This window comes from Empedobacter sp. UBA6305, assembly GCF_002440405.1.
Taxonomy (GTDB): domain Bacteria; phylum Bacteroidota; class Bacteroidia; order Flavobacteriales; family Weeksellaceae; genus Empedobacter; species Empedobacter falsenii_B.
In genome coordinates, this window is the sequence record NZ_DJTP01000020.1 from 36,566 (window position 1) to 51,137 (window position 14,572).

The following is a 14,572-nucleotide window of genomic DNA, read 5'->3' on the forward strand; positions in this document are numbered from 1 at the left end:
ATAAAGTATAGCATTAACTAAGTTTAATGCTATACCTCTTATTATTTAATTACAATAAACTTCCATTTCTTCATAAAGTTCTACAGCAAAATCTATAACATCTCCTAAAGGACCACAATCTTCATATACAAATCCAACTCCACATCTTTCAACAGATACATCCCAGCATTCTACTGAAGTTACATCTTGTTTATCTTCAGTTTCTGTTTCATTTGCCATTGCAAAAGTTCCGATAAGTGCAAAAGCACTTGCTAATAACATTTTCTTCATTTTTTAAGTAATTTAGTTTTTTAATAATCAATCATAGTTTGCAACCTACAATTGCCTCATTAACGTTAATTACATCAATAATAATAATAATAATAATAATAATAATAATACACAAATCTTTTTGCAACTTAAGTATATAAAAACAAATAATTTAATATTTGGTTTATTCTAATTCAATAGGGTTATAAGGCATTCCACCAAAATTGGTTATAGGTTTCTTATTTTCGTCAAGTGCAACTCCTTTTAACCTTTCAGCTGCATTTTCATGATAATCTTTTTCAGCTTTATAGAATTCTGTTTTCTTAACTTTTATAGGTGTTTTTTCACCTTGTGCTAAATAGATTTGTTTAGGATTTTGGTTGCTAGCGTTTGCTGTAAAATGATAATGTTCTTTATCATCATAAATCTCTAAAATAAGACCAGGCAAACCATAAAATTTATACGGACCAGCATTCATTGGGATTTCGTCAGTGTACCAAGCCGTCCATTTTCTACCACCGTAGTTTACAGTCGCTTTTTTTGCAGTATAATTCAAGATTTGTTTGGTGTCATTCAGTAGTTTCCAATCTAATTTTGGTAACGTTTCTTTGTAAAAAAATGAATCGTGATAAATTTTATCTGCAAAAGTCAATTGATCTTTTTCTTTATCGATAATAATTTGATATCTAAAGGCAGATTTGAAACGTTGAGCCATACTAATATTAATATCATTTGCATTAACTGTTCCCAAATGACTATGTTTTTCGTCTATAGAATCTGATCCTATTCTATTGTAATCGACGAATTTATTGTAACGTTTACCAATTTGTAGAAGTGCTAAACCAGCTTTCGCTTTTTCCGGGTTTTTTATATTACGAACAACTTTGTAATCGTAAGTTATATTGTAATCAGATAACTCGAAATTTGTTTGGGAGTAATTAGAAGAATTGAATGTCGCGTCAGTTTTTATTTGTGGCTGTGCATATACAATGCAACCAATAAAAATGATAAAATAGTATAGTAATTTCATTATAAGGTTGTTAATTATGATGAAATTACTATAAATATTTTTATTCTACAAATATAGTATTAATTTATTTTTAAATTATTTACCACGTCAACCAACTTTTTAGTTAAGTTTTTACGGTTGAATTGTTGAACTTCGTCTTCGTTTGTTTCAAATTTTTGAAGAGGATTTCTTAACCATTGGTTATAAATAGAAAGGATGAAAGATTTTATTTCAGTAACATCTTGATGGCTAAAATAATCGCCAGCTTTCGTTTTATGCAGTATTTTTTGAACATCAGCCTCAGCTGGTCCAATTGCTAAAATAGGATTTCCAGTCGCCATATATTCAAATAACTTTCCAGGAATAATTCCTTTAGATGCAACATTATCAAAGTTGGTCAAAATCAAAACATTTGCTGTATTAATAGCGTTCAATGACTCTTGATGTGAAACGTAACCATGTGCAACCAAGTTTTTCTCTAAACCTGCATCAATCACTGTTTGTTTGACGTCATCAGCTAAAGAACCATAAAAATTAAGTTTTAAATCTTCTTTGAATGATTGATTTTCGGAAGTTAATTCAGCTAAAGCTTTCCACAATGCAACAGGATTTCGAAGCATTTCCAAACCTCCAGAATACGTCAAATGAAAGTGATTTTGATCTTTTTCTGTTTGTTGTTTTACTTCTTCAAAACCATTTGTAATTACTTCTACATGTTTTGCACCAATCTTCTTGAAATTTTCTCCATCAGCATAACTTGTTGCTAAAACAACATCTGCTTTTTGCATTACTTCACGCTCTAAATCTTCGTGTTTTTTTGCAGCCCAAAAAGTTAATTTCAATTCTTTGTGATAACTAATTTGAGTCCATGGATCACGAAAATCTGCCAACCATTTGAGATTTGGTAATTGTTTTTTCAATTTCAAACCGATTAAATGTAAGCTATGAGGCGGACCAGAAGTTACAATCGTATCTATATTTTCTTTCTGTAAAAAGTCTTTTAAATATTCTGCAGAAGGATTTACCCAAAACTTGCGCGCATCTGGAATAAAGAAATTTCCACGCACAAAAACTGACAATCTCGACATGAAAGATTGATTTTCTTTCTTTTCGAAATGTCCACCTTTATAAGCTTTATTCTTTGGATTCAGTTTTTCTGCTAACTGATAAGGTTCCCAAATTTTATTCTTGATGATTTTAACTTTTGGATTAATGTCCTTGGCTAAAGTTTCATCGAGAATTGGATAAGAAGGATTTTCTGGAATATAAACATAGGTTTCATATCCAAATTCAGGAAGATATTTTGTGAATTTCAACCATCTTTGAACACCAGGACCTCCCGCAGGAGGCCAGTAATAGGTGATGATTAATATTTTTTTCATTCCAAAATTAAGCCTTTTCAGCGACTAAGTTTAAATTCTCTTTTATAGAACATTTTTTATATCCCAAATAAATACCTCCAGCTACAACGATTAAAAGTAAAATATTCGAAACTATCACAATCATATTTCCAGTAGAAATAACTTGTGGTTTAAATTCCATCACGATTGTATGATTTCCTTTTTGTACAGGAACTGCACGCAAAACATAATTCGCTTTTTCGATCGGAACTTCTTTTCCATCAACCGTTGCAATCCAACCGTGCGGATAATAAACTTCTGAGAAAACAGCAATTTGATCTGTATTAGAAGAAGATTTATACGTCATCTTCATTAGTGAATAATCAACCAATTCAATTTTCGCATTAGTATCTGCCGAAACATTCATGTTTTTATTCTCAACCAAATCTTTACGTAAAATTACCGTGTTATTAATTGGAGTAGAATTTATCGCTAAAATTTCATCATTTGCATTTTCTGTCCATTTGATATTTGAGGCTAACCAAACACTTCCCAAAGCTGTAGGATTTTGCTGTACTTGCGGCTCCGTTGGACTTCCATGAATAATGTATTTCGTATTCATCATATTCAATACATTAATCAAACCTGTTTCATCTTTGATTCCATATTTTTTCAATTGCGGATCTTGAGAAAAATAGATATCCACAACATCTTGGTATTTTCCTAATTTCGCCGCATGATAACCACCAATTGAAGGAACAAAATATGAAGTTCCAGCTTCATTAAATGTACTCAAAACCGTATTGTACACACGGAAATGTGATTTATCTTGTTTTGAAATATTTAATAATAAATTATTCAATGGAACTTTGTAAGCAATTTGCGCTACATTATTGTTGTTCTCTGCTTCAGTTTGTAAACGAGGCGACATTTCAGTTGGGAAAGGATTATCAACAATGTATTTAGATACAAAATTATCTTCGTTCAAATATCTTTTATTCACCGTAAATCCGTCAATAAAAGCCAATGCACCAATCGCTAAAATGACGATAATTGGTTTTTTGATAAACTTGAATAAATAAGCCAACAACAAAGCCATTGTGAACAAAACAAAAATCAATGTGCGAACTGTATCCGCTTTAAACATAGAAATTCTATCTTGAATTAATGCTTCATCTAATCGTTTTATTAATCCATCCCAAAGTCCGATTGCATTTGGATTTGCTTGCTGAATTTGTCCGATTAATTGTTCAGTCATTAATTTTTCATTCTCTGATGTAAATGGAAAAATCATTCCACCGAATAAGAAGAAAATAATTAGAATTCCGACTGTAGAACCACCAGCTATATAAAGTACTTTCTTTTTGAATTCATCTGATTCGTCAGAATTAAAGAAATAATATAAAGTCAAAATTGCTAAGAAAGGCATTGTAAATTCGGCAATTACCAAGATTGATGATACAGCGCGGAACTTATCATACATCGGGAAATAATCAATGAATAAGTTGGTAACGAATGGTAAATTTTTACCCCAAGCCAAAATGAAACTTAGAATCGTTGCTCCAACTAACCATTTTTTATAGGTCGCGTATTTTCCACGTACCATAAACATTCCGATAATAAACAAGAAAACGACTACAGCTCCCTGATATGCAGGTCCGGAAGTTCCTGGCTGATCTCCCCAATATGCACTTCTCGGTTGACTTGCCACAGCTTGAAAAACTTGCTGATTGAACTCGTCTTCACCAAGGCTATATTGAGTATTTTGTAATTCTGATGTATAATTCTTTAAATCTTCTGGATTCGTTTGCGAACCACCACCCATCAAATTTGGAATAAAAAGATTTAATGTTTCTAATTTTCCATAACTCCATTGTGTGATATAATCGTGATCTAATCCGTTCGAATTCTTTTTCAACAAGGTCATCTCAGATTTTCCACGAGTTGTTTCTTTACTGTATTCGTAAGTTGACAATAATCGATTTGCATTCAATCCTGCTGCAATAATTAAAGCGACAACTACTAATGCAGATGATTTTAAGAAATCTGGTAATTCTTTTTTCTTTAAACTATCAATAAATTGAACAATTGCAAAAACCAACATCGCTAAAAACAAATAGAACGTCATTTGAATGTGATTGGCTTGTAATTGCAATCCCATAAACAAGGTTGTAAGTACAAAACCTGCAATGTATTTTTTACGATACAATAAAAGAATTCCGGCAACAAAAGGCGCGAAATAACCAATTGTATGGAGCTTTCCGTTATGCCCTGCTGCAATCAGCTCAAAATAATACGAACTAAAAGCAAAGAAAATTGCACCAACTAAAGCATATTGCCATTTTTTGAAAAGCGTTAAGCCAAGAATAAAAAATCCTGTAAATAACAAGAAAATATAATCTGCTGGACGTGGTAAAAATCTGAAAACACCATCTATCGTTTTGATAATATCAAAATCATATTTTGCTCCAGTTTGATAGGTTGGCATTCCACCAAACATCGCATCAGACCAATAGACATTTTCTCCTGTTTTGTCTTGATACGTCAACATTTCTTGCGCACTACCCCTGTAGTTGATAATATCAGGTTGAATAACAGATTTTCCCGATAAAACTGGTGAACAATACACCAATGCAATCACTGCAAAAAGCAGCAATGAGATAAGAACGTAGAGTAAATTCTTTTTATTTTTCATCCTTTTTTTCTTCGATTATTTCGTAATCCACCGTTTCGGCGTCTATATTATATTTCGGTTTGTCGAAAGATGTGTTTGGTTTCGATTCGTTGTACGAATCATTTGAGTTTTGGTTCTGATTATAAGCATTTCTTTGCTGATTAATTGCTTCTTGAAAAACTTTTTTCACTGCAAATACTTTTCTTAAAAATCTAAAAATAGTTAAGAAAATAATACTTAAAATTATAATCCAAATAATTGTTTTCATTTTAGTTAACTGTTGTGACAGTTGTAACCGACTCAGTCATCGTTTGTTTTTGACCTTGCGCTTCTACTGTACGTTTTAATGTTTCCTTTTTCGTTAAATTAACTTTGTTGATCCAACCAGATTTAGTGTCCAACAAAATTTTTCCATCTACATTCGCACTACTATTCGCAGACATTGTAACACCTTGTTGCGACTCATTACCTTTCAAACTTTGCGTTCCATTTACAGTAATTGTCGTATTTGCAGGCTCAACACTTGCTAAAGTTCTTTTCATCGAAATATTTCCTTTCATTGGACCTTGATCAATTTTTTGACTATCGCTCCAAGATTCTTTAAGCGCTAAAGTTTTGTTAGGGAAAATATTCATCGTTTCTTCAAATTGAGAAGAAATTGCTTGTTTGTTTAATGAATTGTCGATAATCTGTGTAAAGAATTTAAACTCTTCTGCTGAAACTTGTTTCTTCACAGAGTTAAGAATTGAAGTTTTGATTCCTTCTAATCCATCAACGCTTACAACTTTTCCTTTCTGATCAACTTTCATTGTATACGTTTTTCCTGTCATAGCTTTGTAAATCGACCAAGAAACCGCAATATCTTTGTTCGCTGGTTTTGCAGCATTTGTGTCATACGAAATTGATTTTCCCGAAGGATCTGTCATTTTCTCGCTATATTGTTTAGATTTCACTTCTAATGTATACACACCATCTTTGAAATCTTTTACCGTATAATCAATTTGTTTTTTACTTTCACTTGACATTTTTTGAGATTGTTTCCCGTCCGAAGCCGTGTGAGTTGTTTTAATTCCCAACGTCATTGGATAAGTCTTTCCTATCTCCAAATTGTATTTGTATGCATATTTGTCATCTGCACCTTTTGTTATTGCAACAACTTCTGTTTCAGCAGGCGTTTCAGCGATTTTCAAAGAATCTGTTGTTTCTATTTTGGCAACTGTATCACCTTTTTCGTTCACAATTAATTCTTTTCCATCTTTATCTTTTCCTACGACTTTATCATCTTTTTTACATGAAACAACTGCCATTGCGACAGCCATCATGAATAGTAATTTTTTCATATCAATTTTATGTTTGATAATTGGTTTATTGCCAAAATCAATCCAAAAATAAGGATTTTAGTTGATTTTTTAACATTAAGATTTTAAAACAATCATATCTAGAAAATTAGATGATTGAAAAGAATTTATTGTCAATCTAGAAAATTATAAAGTATTACAAATTGTCATAATTAATAAATACAAAAAAAGCCTCCCAATTTGGGAGGCTTTTTACTATATAATCGAATAGATTATGCTTCTTCTGTACTTTCAGTTTCAGCAGCTGGTGCAGCTTCTTCTGTTTTAGTACTTTTTTTACTACGACGTGTAGTTGCTTTTTTCTCTACTTTCGCGTTAGTGTAGATATCATTGAAATCTACTAACTCGATCATTGCAGTATCAGCACCGTCACCTAAACGGAATCCAGTTTTGATGATACGAGTGTATCCTCCTGGGCGATTTGCAATTTTAGGAGCTACAGTTCTGAATAATTCAGTTACAGCTTCTTTATCTTGTAAGTATGAAAATACAACGCGACGGTTGTTAGTATCGTCTGTTTTAGACTTTGTCAATAAAGGCTCAACATATGTTTGTAATGCTTTAGCCTTTGCTACTGTTGTGTTAATTCTCTTGTGAGTAATCAACGCTATAGCTAAATTAGATAATAAAGCTCTTCTATGAGAGGCAGTTCTACCTAAATGGTTAAATTTTTTTCCGTGTCTCATTTTTTAATAAAATTATTCTACGTCTAACTTATATTTTACGATGTCCATTCCAAAGTTAAGACCTTTGCTGTCCACCAATTCTTCTAACTCTGTAAGAGATTTCTTACCAAAGTTTCTGAATTTCATTAAGTCAGACTTAGCGAAAGAAACTAATTCGCCTAATGTTTCAACTTCAGCTGCTTTTAAACAATTTAATGCTCTTACTGATAAATCCATATCTACCAATTTTGTTTTCAATAATTGGCGCATATGTAATGCTTCTTCATCATAAGTTTCACCAGATGCAACTTCTTCCGCTTCTAATGTTATTCTCTCATCTGAGAATAACATAAAGTGGTGAATTAAGATTTTAGCTGCTTCAGTTAAAGCATCTTGAGGTGTTATAGAACCATCTGTTGTAATTTCAAAAACTAATTTTTCGTAGTCAGTTTTTTGTTCTACACGATAGTTTTCAATTGCGTATTTTACATTCTTAATTGGAGTGTAAATTGAGTCAATTGCTATAGTACCGATTGGCGCAGAAGCCTTTTTATTCTCATCAGCTGGTACGTATCCTCTACCTTTTTCGATTGTAAATGTAATTGTTACGTTTACTTTAGCGTCTAAGTTAGCGATAACTAATTCAGGGTTTAAAACTTGGAATCCAGAAATAAATTTCCCTAAATCACCTGCTGTTAATTGATCTTGCCCTGAGATAGTAGCAGTTACAGTTTCAGCATCTGATTCATCAATTTGTTTCTTAAAACGAACCTTTTTCAGATTTAAAATGATCTCTGTAACATCTTCCACTACTCCTGGAATAGTTGAAAATTCGTGCTCAACTCCTTCAATTTTGATTGAAGTGATCGCATATCCTTCTAATGAAGAAAGTAACACTCTACGTAGAGCATTTCCAACTGTAATCCCGTATCCTGGCTCTAATGGACGGAACTCAAATTGTCCGAATTTAGAGTCAGACTCTACTAAGATTACTTTGTCAGGTTTGATGAAATTTAAAATAGTCATTTTATTAGTCTGATTTTAAGGTTTATTTAGAATATAACTCGACGATTAATTGCTCTTTAATATCTTCTGGAATTTGAACTCTTTCTGGAGCTTTTGTGAAAGTTCCTGATTTTTGTTCGTCGTTCCAAATTAACCAATCGTACTCGCTACGTGCGTGTAAAGAGTTTGTGATTGCAGCTAAAGATTTAGATTTTTCTCTAACAGCGATTACATCACCAGCTTTTAATTGGTAAGAAGGGATGTTCACGATTTCTCCGTTTACAGTTACGTGTTTGTGAGATACTAATTGACGTGCAGCACTACGTGAGTTTGCGATACCTAAACGGTAAACTACGTTATCTAAACGAGATTCACATAATTGTAATAATACTTCACCTGTAATTCCTTTAGAAGCATTTGCTTTTTTGTATAAGTTAGCAAATTGACGCTCTAAAATACCGTAAGTATATTTTGCTTTTTGTTTTTCAGTTAACTGAATAGCGTATTCTGATTTTTTAGCTCTTCTTTTGTTAGGTCCGTGTTGCCCTGGAGGATATTTCTTTTTCTCAAAAGATTTATCGTCACCGAAAATTGGTTGTCCAAATTTTCTTGCAATTTTAGTTTTTGGTCCTGTATATCTTGCCATGATTTGTTACTATTAAATATATTAAATAATTAAATTGAGAAAAATGATTATACTCTTCTCTTTTTAGGTGGACGACATCCATTGTGTGGTAATGGAGTAACATCAACGATTTCAGAAACCTCGATACCACCGTTATGAATTGTTCTAATAGCAGATTCACGACCTTGACCTGGTCCTTTCACGAATACTTTTACTCTTCTTAATCCTGCTTCGTATGCAACTGTTGTTGCATCTTGAGCAGCTACTTGAGCAGCGTAAGGAGTGTTCTTTTTAGATCCACGGAATCCCATTTTACCTGCTGAAGACCAAGAGATAACTTCACCGTTTTTGTTTGTTAAAGTAACGATAACATTGTTAAACGATGCTTGAATATGAGCTTGTCCAGTAGCTTCAATAACTACTTTTCTTTTCTTTACTACTTTCTGATTTTTTGCCATGATCCTATTTATTATTTAGTGGCTTTTTTCTTGTTAGCAACTGTTTTCTTTTTACCTTTTCTTGTACGTGAGTTATTTTTTGTTCTTTGACCACGTAATGGTAAACCTAATCTGTGACGAATACCTCTTTGACATCCGATATCCATTAAACGTTTAATGTTTAATTGGATTTCTGATCTTAATTCACCTTCTACTTTGAAAGTTTCATTGATCGATGCACGGATTGCGTTGATTTCTTCATCAGTCCATTCGCTAACTTTTGTATCTTCTGAAATATTATTTTCAGCTAAGATTTTAGAAGCACTGCTTCTTCCGATCCCGTAAATGTATGTAAGTCCGATTACCCCTCTTTTGTTTTTAGGTAAATCTACACCTGAAATTCTTGCCATAATTCTAAATAATTAACCTTGTCTTTGTTTAAACTTAGGATTCTTTTTGTTGATCACATACAAACGTCCTTTACGACGCACAATTTTACAGTCAGCACTTCTCTTTTTAATGGATGCTCTAATTTTCATCTTTGTAAATTTATTTATAATCCGATAGAGTTAACGTATCTACATTAACTCTATCACCAGTCGTTATTATTTCTTTTAGTATCTGTAAGATATTCTACCTTTCGTTAAATCGTAAGGAGACATCTCTATTTTAACTCTATCACCTGGTAATAATTTGATATAGTGCATACGCATTTTACCAGATATGTTACATGTTACAACATGTCCATTTTCTAATTCGACACGGAACATTGCATTTGATAATGCTTCTGTAATCGTACCGTCTTGTTCAATATGTTTTTGTTTAGCCATAAATCTTTTTAATAAAATCTTATTAGATATCTCTTGAAGTTCTACCTGAAGACATTAAACCATCGTAACGGTGATTTAATAAATATGTATTAATTTGTTGTACAGTATCTAAGATAACTCCCACCATAATTAACATTGATGTACCTCCAAAGAACATTGCTAAGCTCTGTTCTACACCTAATAATTTTACAATCGCTGGCAAAACAGCAAGCAAAGTTAGTAAAATTGCTCCAGGTAACGTAATTTTTGATAAAATTTCGTCTAAAAAATTTGCAGTTTCTTTTCCAGGACGGATTCCAGGGATGATTCCTCCGTTACGTTTAAGATCTTCTGCCATTTGGTTTACTGGGATTGTGATTGCAGTATAGAAATATGTGAAGATAATAATTAGTAATCCGAAGATCAAATTGTATTCCCACGTAAATGGATCTGCCATTTTCGCGAAGAATGCTTTTACTGGACTTCCTTCGTCTAAGAAATAGTTTGCCAATGTTCCTGGTAAAAACATAATTGCTTGTGCGAAGATAATAGGCATTACACCTGCTGCATTTACTTTAAGTGGAATATATGAACGTACAGAGTCTGTAACTGATCTCATATATGAACTACTTGAAGTTTGCGCTCTTCTTACATATTGTACTGGTACTTTACGCACCGCTGCAACAATCATAATACACATTGCAATAACTAGGATTAACCCTAACATTTCTATCAAGAAGAAAATACCGTTTGAAGGGTCAACTTCAAATGCATTAAATATTGCTTTTGGTAAGTCGGCTAGGATACCAACCATAATTAAGATTGAAATACCGTTACCTATACCTTTGTCAGTAATTTTTTCTCCCATCCACATGGCAAAGATTGTCCCTGTAATCAAAATGATTGTTGAAGGGAACCAGAACCAAAAGTTGGTTGGAGGAATTACATAGATAGCATATGATGAAGTTGGATCGTAAGGTAAAATTTGAGAAGTTACTAATGTAAGGTATGCTGGTGCTTGCACCAAACAAATCCCGATTGTTAACCATCTCGTAATTTGGTTTACTTTGTTACGTCCGCTTTCTCCTTCTTTTTGTAGTTTTTGGATGTAAGGTACTGCTAATCCCATCAATTGTATAACAATCGAAGCAGAGATATAAGGCATAATTCCTAACGCAAATACGGAAGCTCTCTTAAAAGAACCTCCGGTAAAAGAGTTTAATAATCCTAAAATTCCTGAATTTGCATTTTCTTGGTCTGCAACAAAACGATTAACCTCGTTAATATCGACACCTGGAAGTGGAATATGAGAACCGAATCTATAAACCAACAATAGAAGGATAGTTACAAGTAACTTATCCTTCAATTCTTTTATGCTCCAGATATTTTTTATGGTCTGTATAAACCCTTTCATCTATAAAATATATTCTTAAGCGTTAACTAATTCTACTTTACCTCCTGCATTCACAATAGCTTCTTGAGCTGTTTGAGTGAATTTATCAGCAGTAACATTAACAGTTGCTTTTAACTCTCCACGACCTAAAATTTTCACTAAGTCATTTTTGTGAGCTAATCCTAACTGAACTAATGTTTCTTTATTTAAAGTATCTGTAATTTTGTTGTTATCAACTAATTGTTGAATTGTATCTAAATTGATTCCTGTGTACTCAACTCTGTTGATGTTTTTGAAACCAAATTTAGGTAAACGTCTTTGTAAAGGCATTTGTCCACCTTCGAAACCGATTTTTCTTGAATAACCAGAACGAGATTTAGCACCTTTGTGTCCACGACCTGCTGTCAAACCGTTTCCACTACCTTCACCTCTACCTTTACGGAATTTATTTTGTACTGAACCAGCAGCTGGTTTTAAATTACTTAAATTCATTTTTAATAATTTTTAAAAGGTTAAAAGCGATTAAGCTCTTTCTACTACTACTAAGTGTGAGATTTTACGGATCATTCCTTCAATTTGAGGAGTTGATTCGTGCTCAACAACTTGATTCAACTTTTTTAAACCTAAAGCAACTAATGTAGCTTTTTGAGATTTATCACGGTTGATTGCACTACGTGTTTGTTTTACTCTTACTTTGCTCATTTTACTTTTTTTTAACCGTTGAATACTTTAGTTACAGAAATACCTCTTTGACGAGCAATAGTCTCTACAGAACGTAAGCTTAATAAAGCGCGGAATGTAGCTTTTACTGCGTTATGAGGGTTAGAAGAACCTTTTGATTTTGATAATACATCATGTACACCAACTGATTCTAATACCGCACGTACTGTACCACCTGCAATTACCCCTGTACCTTTAGATGCTGGACGGATGAATACTTGCGCACCACCGAAACGAGCTTCTTGTTCGTGAGGAATTGTGTTGTTAAATAACGGGATACGTACTAAGTTTTTCTTAGCGTCTTCGATAGCTTTAGCGATTGCAGAAGCTACGTCTTTAGATTTCCCTAATCCGTAACCTACTACTCCGTTTCCGTCACCTACTACTACGATTGCAGAGAAACCAAATGCTCTACCTCCTTTTGTTACTTTAGTAACACGTTGTACTCCAACTAAACGATCTTTTAAATCTAAACCTGTTGGTTTTACTCTTTCTACGTTTTTAAATCCTAACATAATTTCTTTCTCTTTTTTAGAATTTTAATCCACCTTCTCTAGCACCATCTGCTAAAGCTTTGATTCTACCATGATATACGAAACCGTTACGATCAAAAACTACAGTTTCAATTCCTTTTGCAATAGCTTTAGCAGCTAATGCTTTACCAACTGATACAGAAACTTCAGATTTTGTACCTTCTACAGCAACACCTTTTTCACGAGATGATGCAGAAGCTAAAGTTACTCCATTGTTATCGTCAATAATTTGAGCGTAAATTTCTTTGTTAGAACGGTAAACTGATAAACGAGGTTTAGTTTCTGTTCCAAAAATATTTCGACGCACGCGTCTTTTTATTTTTTGTCTTTTTTCTACTTTAGATAATGCCATTTTTCAATGATTTTTATGCAGATTTACCTGCTTTTCTTCTAATAATTTCTCCTACGAATTTAATTCCTTTTCCTTTGTAAGGCTCTGGCTTACGGTAAGAACGAATTTTCGCTACAATCATTCCTAATAATTGATTATCATGAGATGATAATGTAATAATAGGATTTTTACCTTTTTCTGTTAAAGTTTCAACTTTAATTTCAACAGGTAATTCAATAACGATATTGTGAGAGAAACCTAATGACAAATCTAATTTTTGTCCGTTGTTAGATGCTCTATAACCAACACCAACTAATTCTAATTGTTTTTTAAAACCTTCTGTTACACCAGTAATCATGTTATTGATTAATGAACGGTATAAACCATGTAAAGCTTTGTTATCTTTAGAATCGTTTGGACGAACTACAGTTAAAACTCCGTCTTCGATTGTTAAATCAAATCCTTCTTTTAACTCTCTTGTCATTGTAATGTTGTTACCTTTTACAGTAACTACGTTATCTTTAAATTCAACAGTTGCTGCTGCAGGGATGTTGATATGTGCGTGTCCTATTCTTGACATAATTTCTTAATTTTTTAAAAGATTAATAAACAAAACATAAAACTTCACCACCTACATTCTCTTGACGAGCTTGTTTATCTGTCATCACACCTTTAGAAGTTGAGATGATAGCAACACCTAAACCGTTTAATACACGAGGTAATTCTTTAGATCCTGCGTATTGACGTAAACCTGGAGTTGAAGCTCTTTTGATTTTACGGATAGCTGGCTCTTTAGTAACTTTGTCGTACTTTAAAGCGATTTTAATTGTTCCTTGAGGTTGATCTTGTCCTTCGAATTTGTAGTTCAAGATGTAACCTTGTTCAAATAAGATCTTAGTGATCTCTTTTTTAATTTTAGATGCAGGAATTTCCACTACTTTGTGTCCTGCCATCATTGCATTTCTAACGCGAGTTAGAAAATCTGAAATTGGATCTGTATACATAAATAATTCTATAGTATAGCGCGTAAGCACTACTTTTAAAATTAAACTTTTACCAAAATGCACTATGCATTTGGGTTGCAAATATATTGCATATTTTTTAATTACAAACTATTAATCTAAATAATTTATTTTTAATCGTTTTATAACTAGGGATTAAGACAAAACATGAAACTCAATCTTTATATTTATTTATCTTTTTAATCGATCTCAACAATTAATTCTTGATGTAATCTTCTATTTTTATTCTTAAAAAATAGCTGAAAGTCAAAACAATTTATATAAATTTGATTTGGCTTTAGGGGTATTCTGAAAAGAATTGAGAGAGTCCCTTTGAACCTGATACGGTTAACACCGACGTAGGGAAAAGCAATATCTATGCAATTATTTAATATTTGCAACGCTTTATTTTCAAAGAAAATC

20 protein-coding genes and 1 riboswitch are annotated in these 14,572 nt (G+C 32.6%); all 20 genes read right to left on the reverse strand.

Going from position 1 to position 14,572, the window contains the following annotated elements; genetic code table 11:
* Positions 1–45: 45 nt before the first annotated feature.
* The 20 genes from B3M86_RS05230 to rpsH all read right to left on the reverse strand — a co-directional run bounded on the left by B3M86_RS05230 (position 46) and on the right by rpsH (position 14,152).
* The gene (locus B3M86_RS05230; RefSeq protein WP_291078979.1) at positions 46–261 is read right to left on the reverse strand and encodes a hypothetical protein; all 216 of its coding nucleotides are present in this window, start codon (positions 259–261) and stop codon (positions 46–48) included.
* Positions 262–433: 172 nt separating this feature from the next.
* A complete protein-coding gene (locus B3M86_RS05235) occupies positions 434–1,279 on the reverse strand; it encodes a GLPGLI family protein (protein ID WP_286474889.1) in 846 nt (281 codons plus the stop codon).
* Positions 1,280–1,338: 59 nt separating this feature from the next.
* The gene (locus B3M86_RS05240; RefSeq protein ID WP_286495360.1) at positions 1,339–2,640 is read right to left on the reverse strand and encodes a glycosyl transferase family 1; all 1,302 of its coding nucleotides are present in this window, start codon (positions 2,638–2,640) and stop codon (positions 1,339–1,341) included.
* A 7-nt stretch (positions 2,641–2,647) separates the two neighbouring features.
* Positions 2,648–5,293 carry a YfhO family protein gene (locus B3M86_RS05245; RefSeq protein ID WP_286495359.1) on the reverse strand — a complete coding sequence of 882 codons (2,646 nt, stop codon included), beginning with the start codon at positions 5,291–5,293 and terminating at the stop codon, positions 2,648–2,650.
* Positions 5,283–5,540, reverse strand: a complete 258-nt coding sequence (locus B3M86_RS05250; RefSeq protein ID WP_286495358.1) for a hypothetical protein — start codon at positions 5,538–5,540, stop codon at positions 5,283–5,285. Before B3M86_RS05250 ends, B3M86_RS05245 begins: the two co-directional genes overlap by 11 nt.
* Before the next feature lies 1 nt (position 5,541).
* Complete coding sequence (locus B3M86_RS05255) at positions 5,542–6,612, reverse strand: DUF6263 family protein (protein WP_286495357.1); 1,071 nt, start codon at positions 6,610–6,612, stop codon at positions 5,542–5,544.
* Between the two features lie 230 nt (positions 6,613–6,842).
* On the reverse strand, positions 6,843–7,316 hold the full coding sequence (gene rplQ, locus B3M86_RS05260) for a 50S ribosomal protein L17 (protein WP_038335555.1): 474 nt from the start codon (positions 7,314–7,316) through the stop codon (positions 6,843–6,845).
* 12 nt (positions 7,317–7,328) lie between these two features.
* Entirely contained in the window at positions 7,329–8,321 is a 993-nt protein-coding gene (locus tag B3M86_RS05265; protein WP_038335552.1) for a DNA-directed RNA polymerase subunit alpha, read from the reverse strand.
* 22 nt (positions 8,322–8,343) lie between these two features.
* A complete protein-coding gene (rpsD, locus tag B3M86_RS05270; RefSeq protein ID WP_038335550.1) occupies positions 8,344–8,946 on the reverse strand; it encodes a 30S ribosomal protein S4 in 603 nt (200 codons plus the stop codon).
* 47 nt (positions 8,947–8,993) lie between these two features.
* Positions 8,994–9,383: a 30S ribosomal protein S11 gene (rpsK, locus tag B3M86_RS05275; protein WP_019974178.1), complete on the reverse strand. Its 390-nt coding sequence runs from the start codon at positions 9,381–9,383 to the stop codon at positions 8,994–8,996.
* 11 nt (positions 9,384–9,394) lie between these two features.
* Positions 9,395–9,772: a 30S ribosomal protein S13 gene (rpsM, locus tag B3M86_RS05280; protein ID WP_038335547.1), complete on the reverse strand. Its 378-nt coding sequence runs from the start codon at positions 9,770–9,772 to the stop codon at positions 9,395–9,397.
* A gap of 12 nt (positions 9,773–9,784) precedes the next feature.
* Complete coding sequence (gene ykgO, locus B3M86_RS05285) at positions 9,785–9,901, reverse strand: type B 50S ribosomal protein L36 (RefSeq protein WP_013598490.1); 117 nt, start codon at positions 9,899–9,901, stop codon at positions 9,785–9,787.
* A gap of 75 nt (positions 9,902–9,976) precedes the next feature.
* The gene (gene infA, locus B3M86_RS05290; RefSeq protein ID WP_019974180.1) at positions 9,977–10,192 is read right to left on the reverse strand and encodes a translation initiation factor IF-1; all 216 of its coding nucleotides are present in this window, start codon (positions 10,190–10,192) and stop codon (positions 9,977–9,979) included.
* A 22-nt stretch (positions 10,193–10,214) separates the two neighbouring features.
* A complete protein-coding gene (gene secY, locus B3M86_RS05295) occupies positions 10,215–11,585 on the reverse strand; it encodes a preprotein translocase subunit SecY (protein ID WP_038335544.1) in 1,371 nt (456 codons plus the stop codon).
* Positions 11,586–11,600: 15 nt separating this feature from the next.
* Positions 11,601–12,056 carry a 50S ribosomal protein L15 gene (gene rplO, locus B3M86_RS05300; protein ID WP_114999016.1) on the reverse strand — a complete coding sequence of 152 codons (456 nt, stop codon included), beginning with the start codon at positions 12,054–12,056 and terminating at the stop codon, positions 11,601–11,603.
* A gap of 30 nt (positions 12,057–12,086) precedes the next feature.
* Positions 12,087–12,266 (reverse strand): 50S ribosomal protein L30, encoded by a 180-nt coding sequence (gene rpmD / locus B3M86_RS05305; protein WP_038335538.1) that lies wholly within the window; start codon positions 12,264–12,266, stop codon positions 12,087–12,089.
* Positions 12,267–12,277: 11 nt separating this feature from the next.
* Positions 12,278–12,799 carry a 30S ribosomal protein S5 gene (rpsE, locus tag B3M86_RS05310; RefSeq protein WP_114999014.1) on the reverse strand — a complete coding sequence of 174 codons (522 nt, stop codon included), beginning with the start codon at positions 12,797–12,799 and terminating at the stop codon, positions 12,278–12,280.
* A 16-nt stretch (positions 12,800–12,815) separates the two neighbouring features.
* Entirely contained in the window at positions 12,816–13,169 is a 354-nt protein-coding gene (rplR, locus tag B3M86_RS05315; protein ID WP_114999013.1) for a 50S ribosomal protein L18, read from the reverse strand.
* A 13-nt stretch (positions 13,170–13,182) separates the two neighbouring features.
* Positions 13,183–13,728 carry a 50S ribosomal protein L6 gene (gene rplF, locus B3M86_RS05320; protein ID WP_219034155.1) on the reverse strand — a complete coding sequence of 182 codons (546 nt, stop codon included), beginning with the start codon at positions 13,726–13,728 and terminating at the stop codon, positions 13,183–13,185.
* A gap of 22 nt (positions 13,729–13,750) precedes the next feature.
* The gene (gene rpsH, locus B3M86_RS05325) at positions 13,751–14,152 is read right to left on the reverse strand and encodes a 30S ribosomal protein S8 (protein WP_019974187.1); all 402 of its coding nucleotides are present in this window, start codon (positions 14,150–14,152) and stop codon (positions 13,751–13,753) included.
* A gap of 287 nt (positions 14,153–14,439) precedes the next feature.
* Positions 14,440–14,532, forward strand: a riboswitch (TPP riboswitch).
* The last annotated feature ends 40 nt before the right edge of the window (positions 14,533–14,572 follow it).

Bases quoted from the DNA above. Each gene is read 5' to 3' on its own strand.
- B3M86_RS05265 (WP_038335552.1), bottom strand. From the start codon at position 8,321: ATGACTATTTTAAATTTCATCAAACCTGACAAAGTAATCTTAGTAGAG.
- B3M86_RS05255 (WP_286495357.1), bottom strand. From the start codon at position 6,612: ATGAAAAAATTACTATTCATGATGGCTGTCGCAATGGCAGTTGTTTCA.
- rplQ (WP_038335555.1), bottom strand. From the start codon at position 7,316: ATGAGACACGGAAAAAAATTTAACCATTTAGGTAGAACTGCCTCTCAT.
- B3M86_RS05235 (WP_286474889.1), bottom strand. From the start codon at position 1,279: ATGAAATTACTATACTATTTTATCATTTTTATTGGTTGCATTGTATAT.
- rpmD (WP_038335538.1), bottom strand. From the start codon at position 12,266: ATGAGCAAAGTAAGAGTAAAACAAACACGTAGTGCAATCAACCGTGAT.
- rpsK (WP_019974178.1), bottom strand. From the start codon at position 9,383: ATGGCAAAAAATCAGAAAGTAGTAAAGAAAAGAAAAGTAGTTATTGAA.
- rpsD (WP_038335550.1), bottom strand. From the start codon at position 8,946: ATGGCAAGATATACAGGACCAAAAACTAAAATTGCAAGAAAATTTGGA.
- B3M86_RS05250 (WP_286495358.1), bottom strand. From the start codon at position 5,540: ATGAAAACAATTATTTGGATTATAATTTTAAGTATTATTTTCTTAACT.
- rplO (WP_114999016.1), bottom strand. From the start codon at position 12,056: ATGAATTTAAGTAATTTAAAACCAGCTGCTGGTTCAGTACAAAATAAA.
- secY (WP_038335544.1), bottom strand. From the start codon at position 11,585: ATGAAAGGGTTTATACAGACCATAAAAAATATCTGGAGCATAAAAGAA.
- infA (WP_019974180.1), bottom strand. From the start codon at position 10,192: ATGGCTAAACAAAAACATATTGAACAAGACGGTACGATTACAGAAGCA.
- B3M86_RS05240 (WP_286495360.1), bottom strand. From the start codon at position 2,640: ATGAAAAAAATATTAATCATCACCTATTACTGGCCTCCTGCGGGAGGT.
- rpsM (WP_038335547.1), bottom strand. From the start codon at position 9,772: ATGGCAAGAATTTCAGGTGTAGATTTACCTAAAAACAAAAGAGGGGTA.
- B3M86_RS05230 (WP_291078979.1), bottom strand. From the start codon at position 261: ATGTTATTAGCAAGTGCTTTTGCACTTATCGGAACTTTTGCAATGGCA.
- rpsE (WP_114999014.1), bottom strand. From the start codon at position 12,799: ATGTTAGGATTTAAAAACGTAGAAAGAGTAAAACCAACAGGTTTAGAT.
- rplR (WP_114999013.1), bottom strand. From the start codon at position 13,169: ATGGCATTATCTAAAGTAGAAAAAAGACAAAAAATAAAAAGACGCGTG.
- rpsH (WP_019974187.1), bottom strand. From the start codon at position 14,152: ATGTATACAGATCCAATTTCAGATTTTCTAACTCGCGTTAGAAATGCA.
- B3M86_RS05245 (WP_286495359.1), bottom strand. From the start codon at position 5,293: ATGAAAAATAAAAAGAATTTACTCTACGTTCTTATCTCATTGCTGCTT.
- ykgO (WP_013598490.1), bottom strand. From the start codon at position 9,901: ATGAAAATTAGAGCATCCATTAAAAAGAGAAGTGCTGACTGTAAAATT.
- rplF (WP_219034155.1), bottom strand. From the start codon at position 13,728: ATGTCAAGAATAGGACACGCACATATCAACATCCCTGCAGCAGCAACT.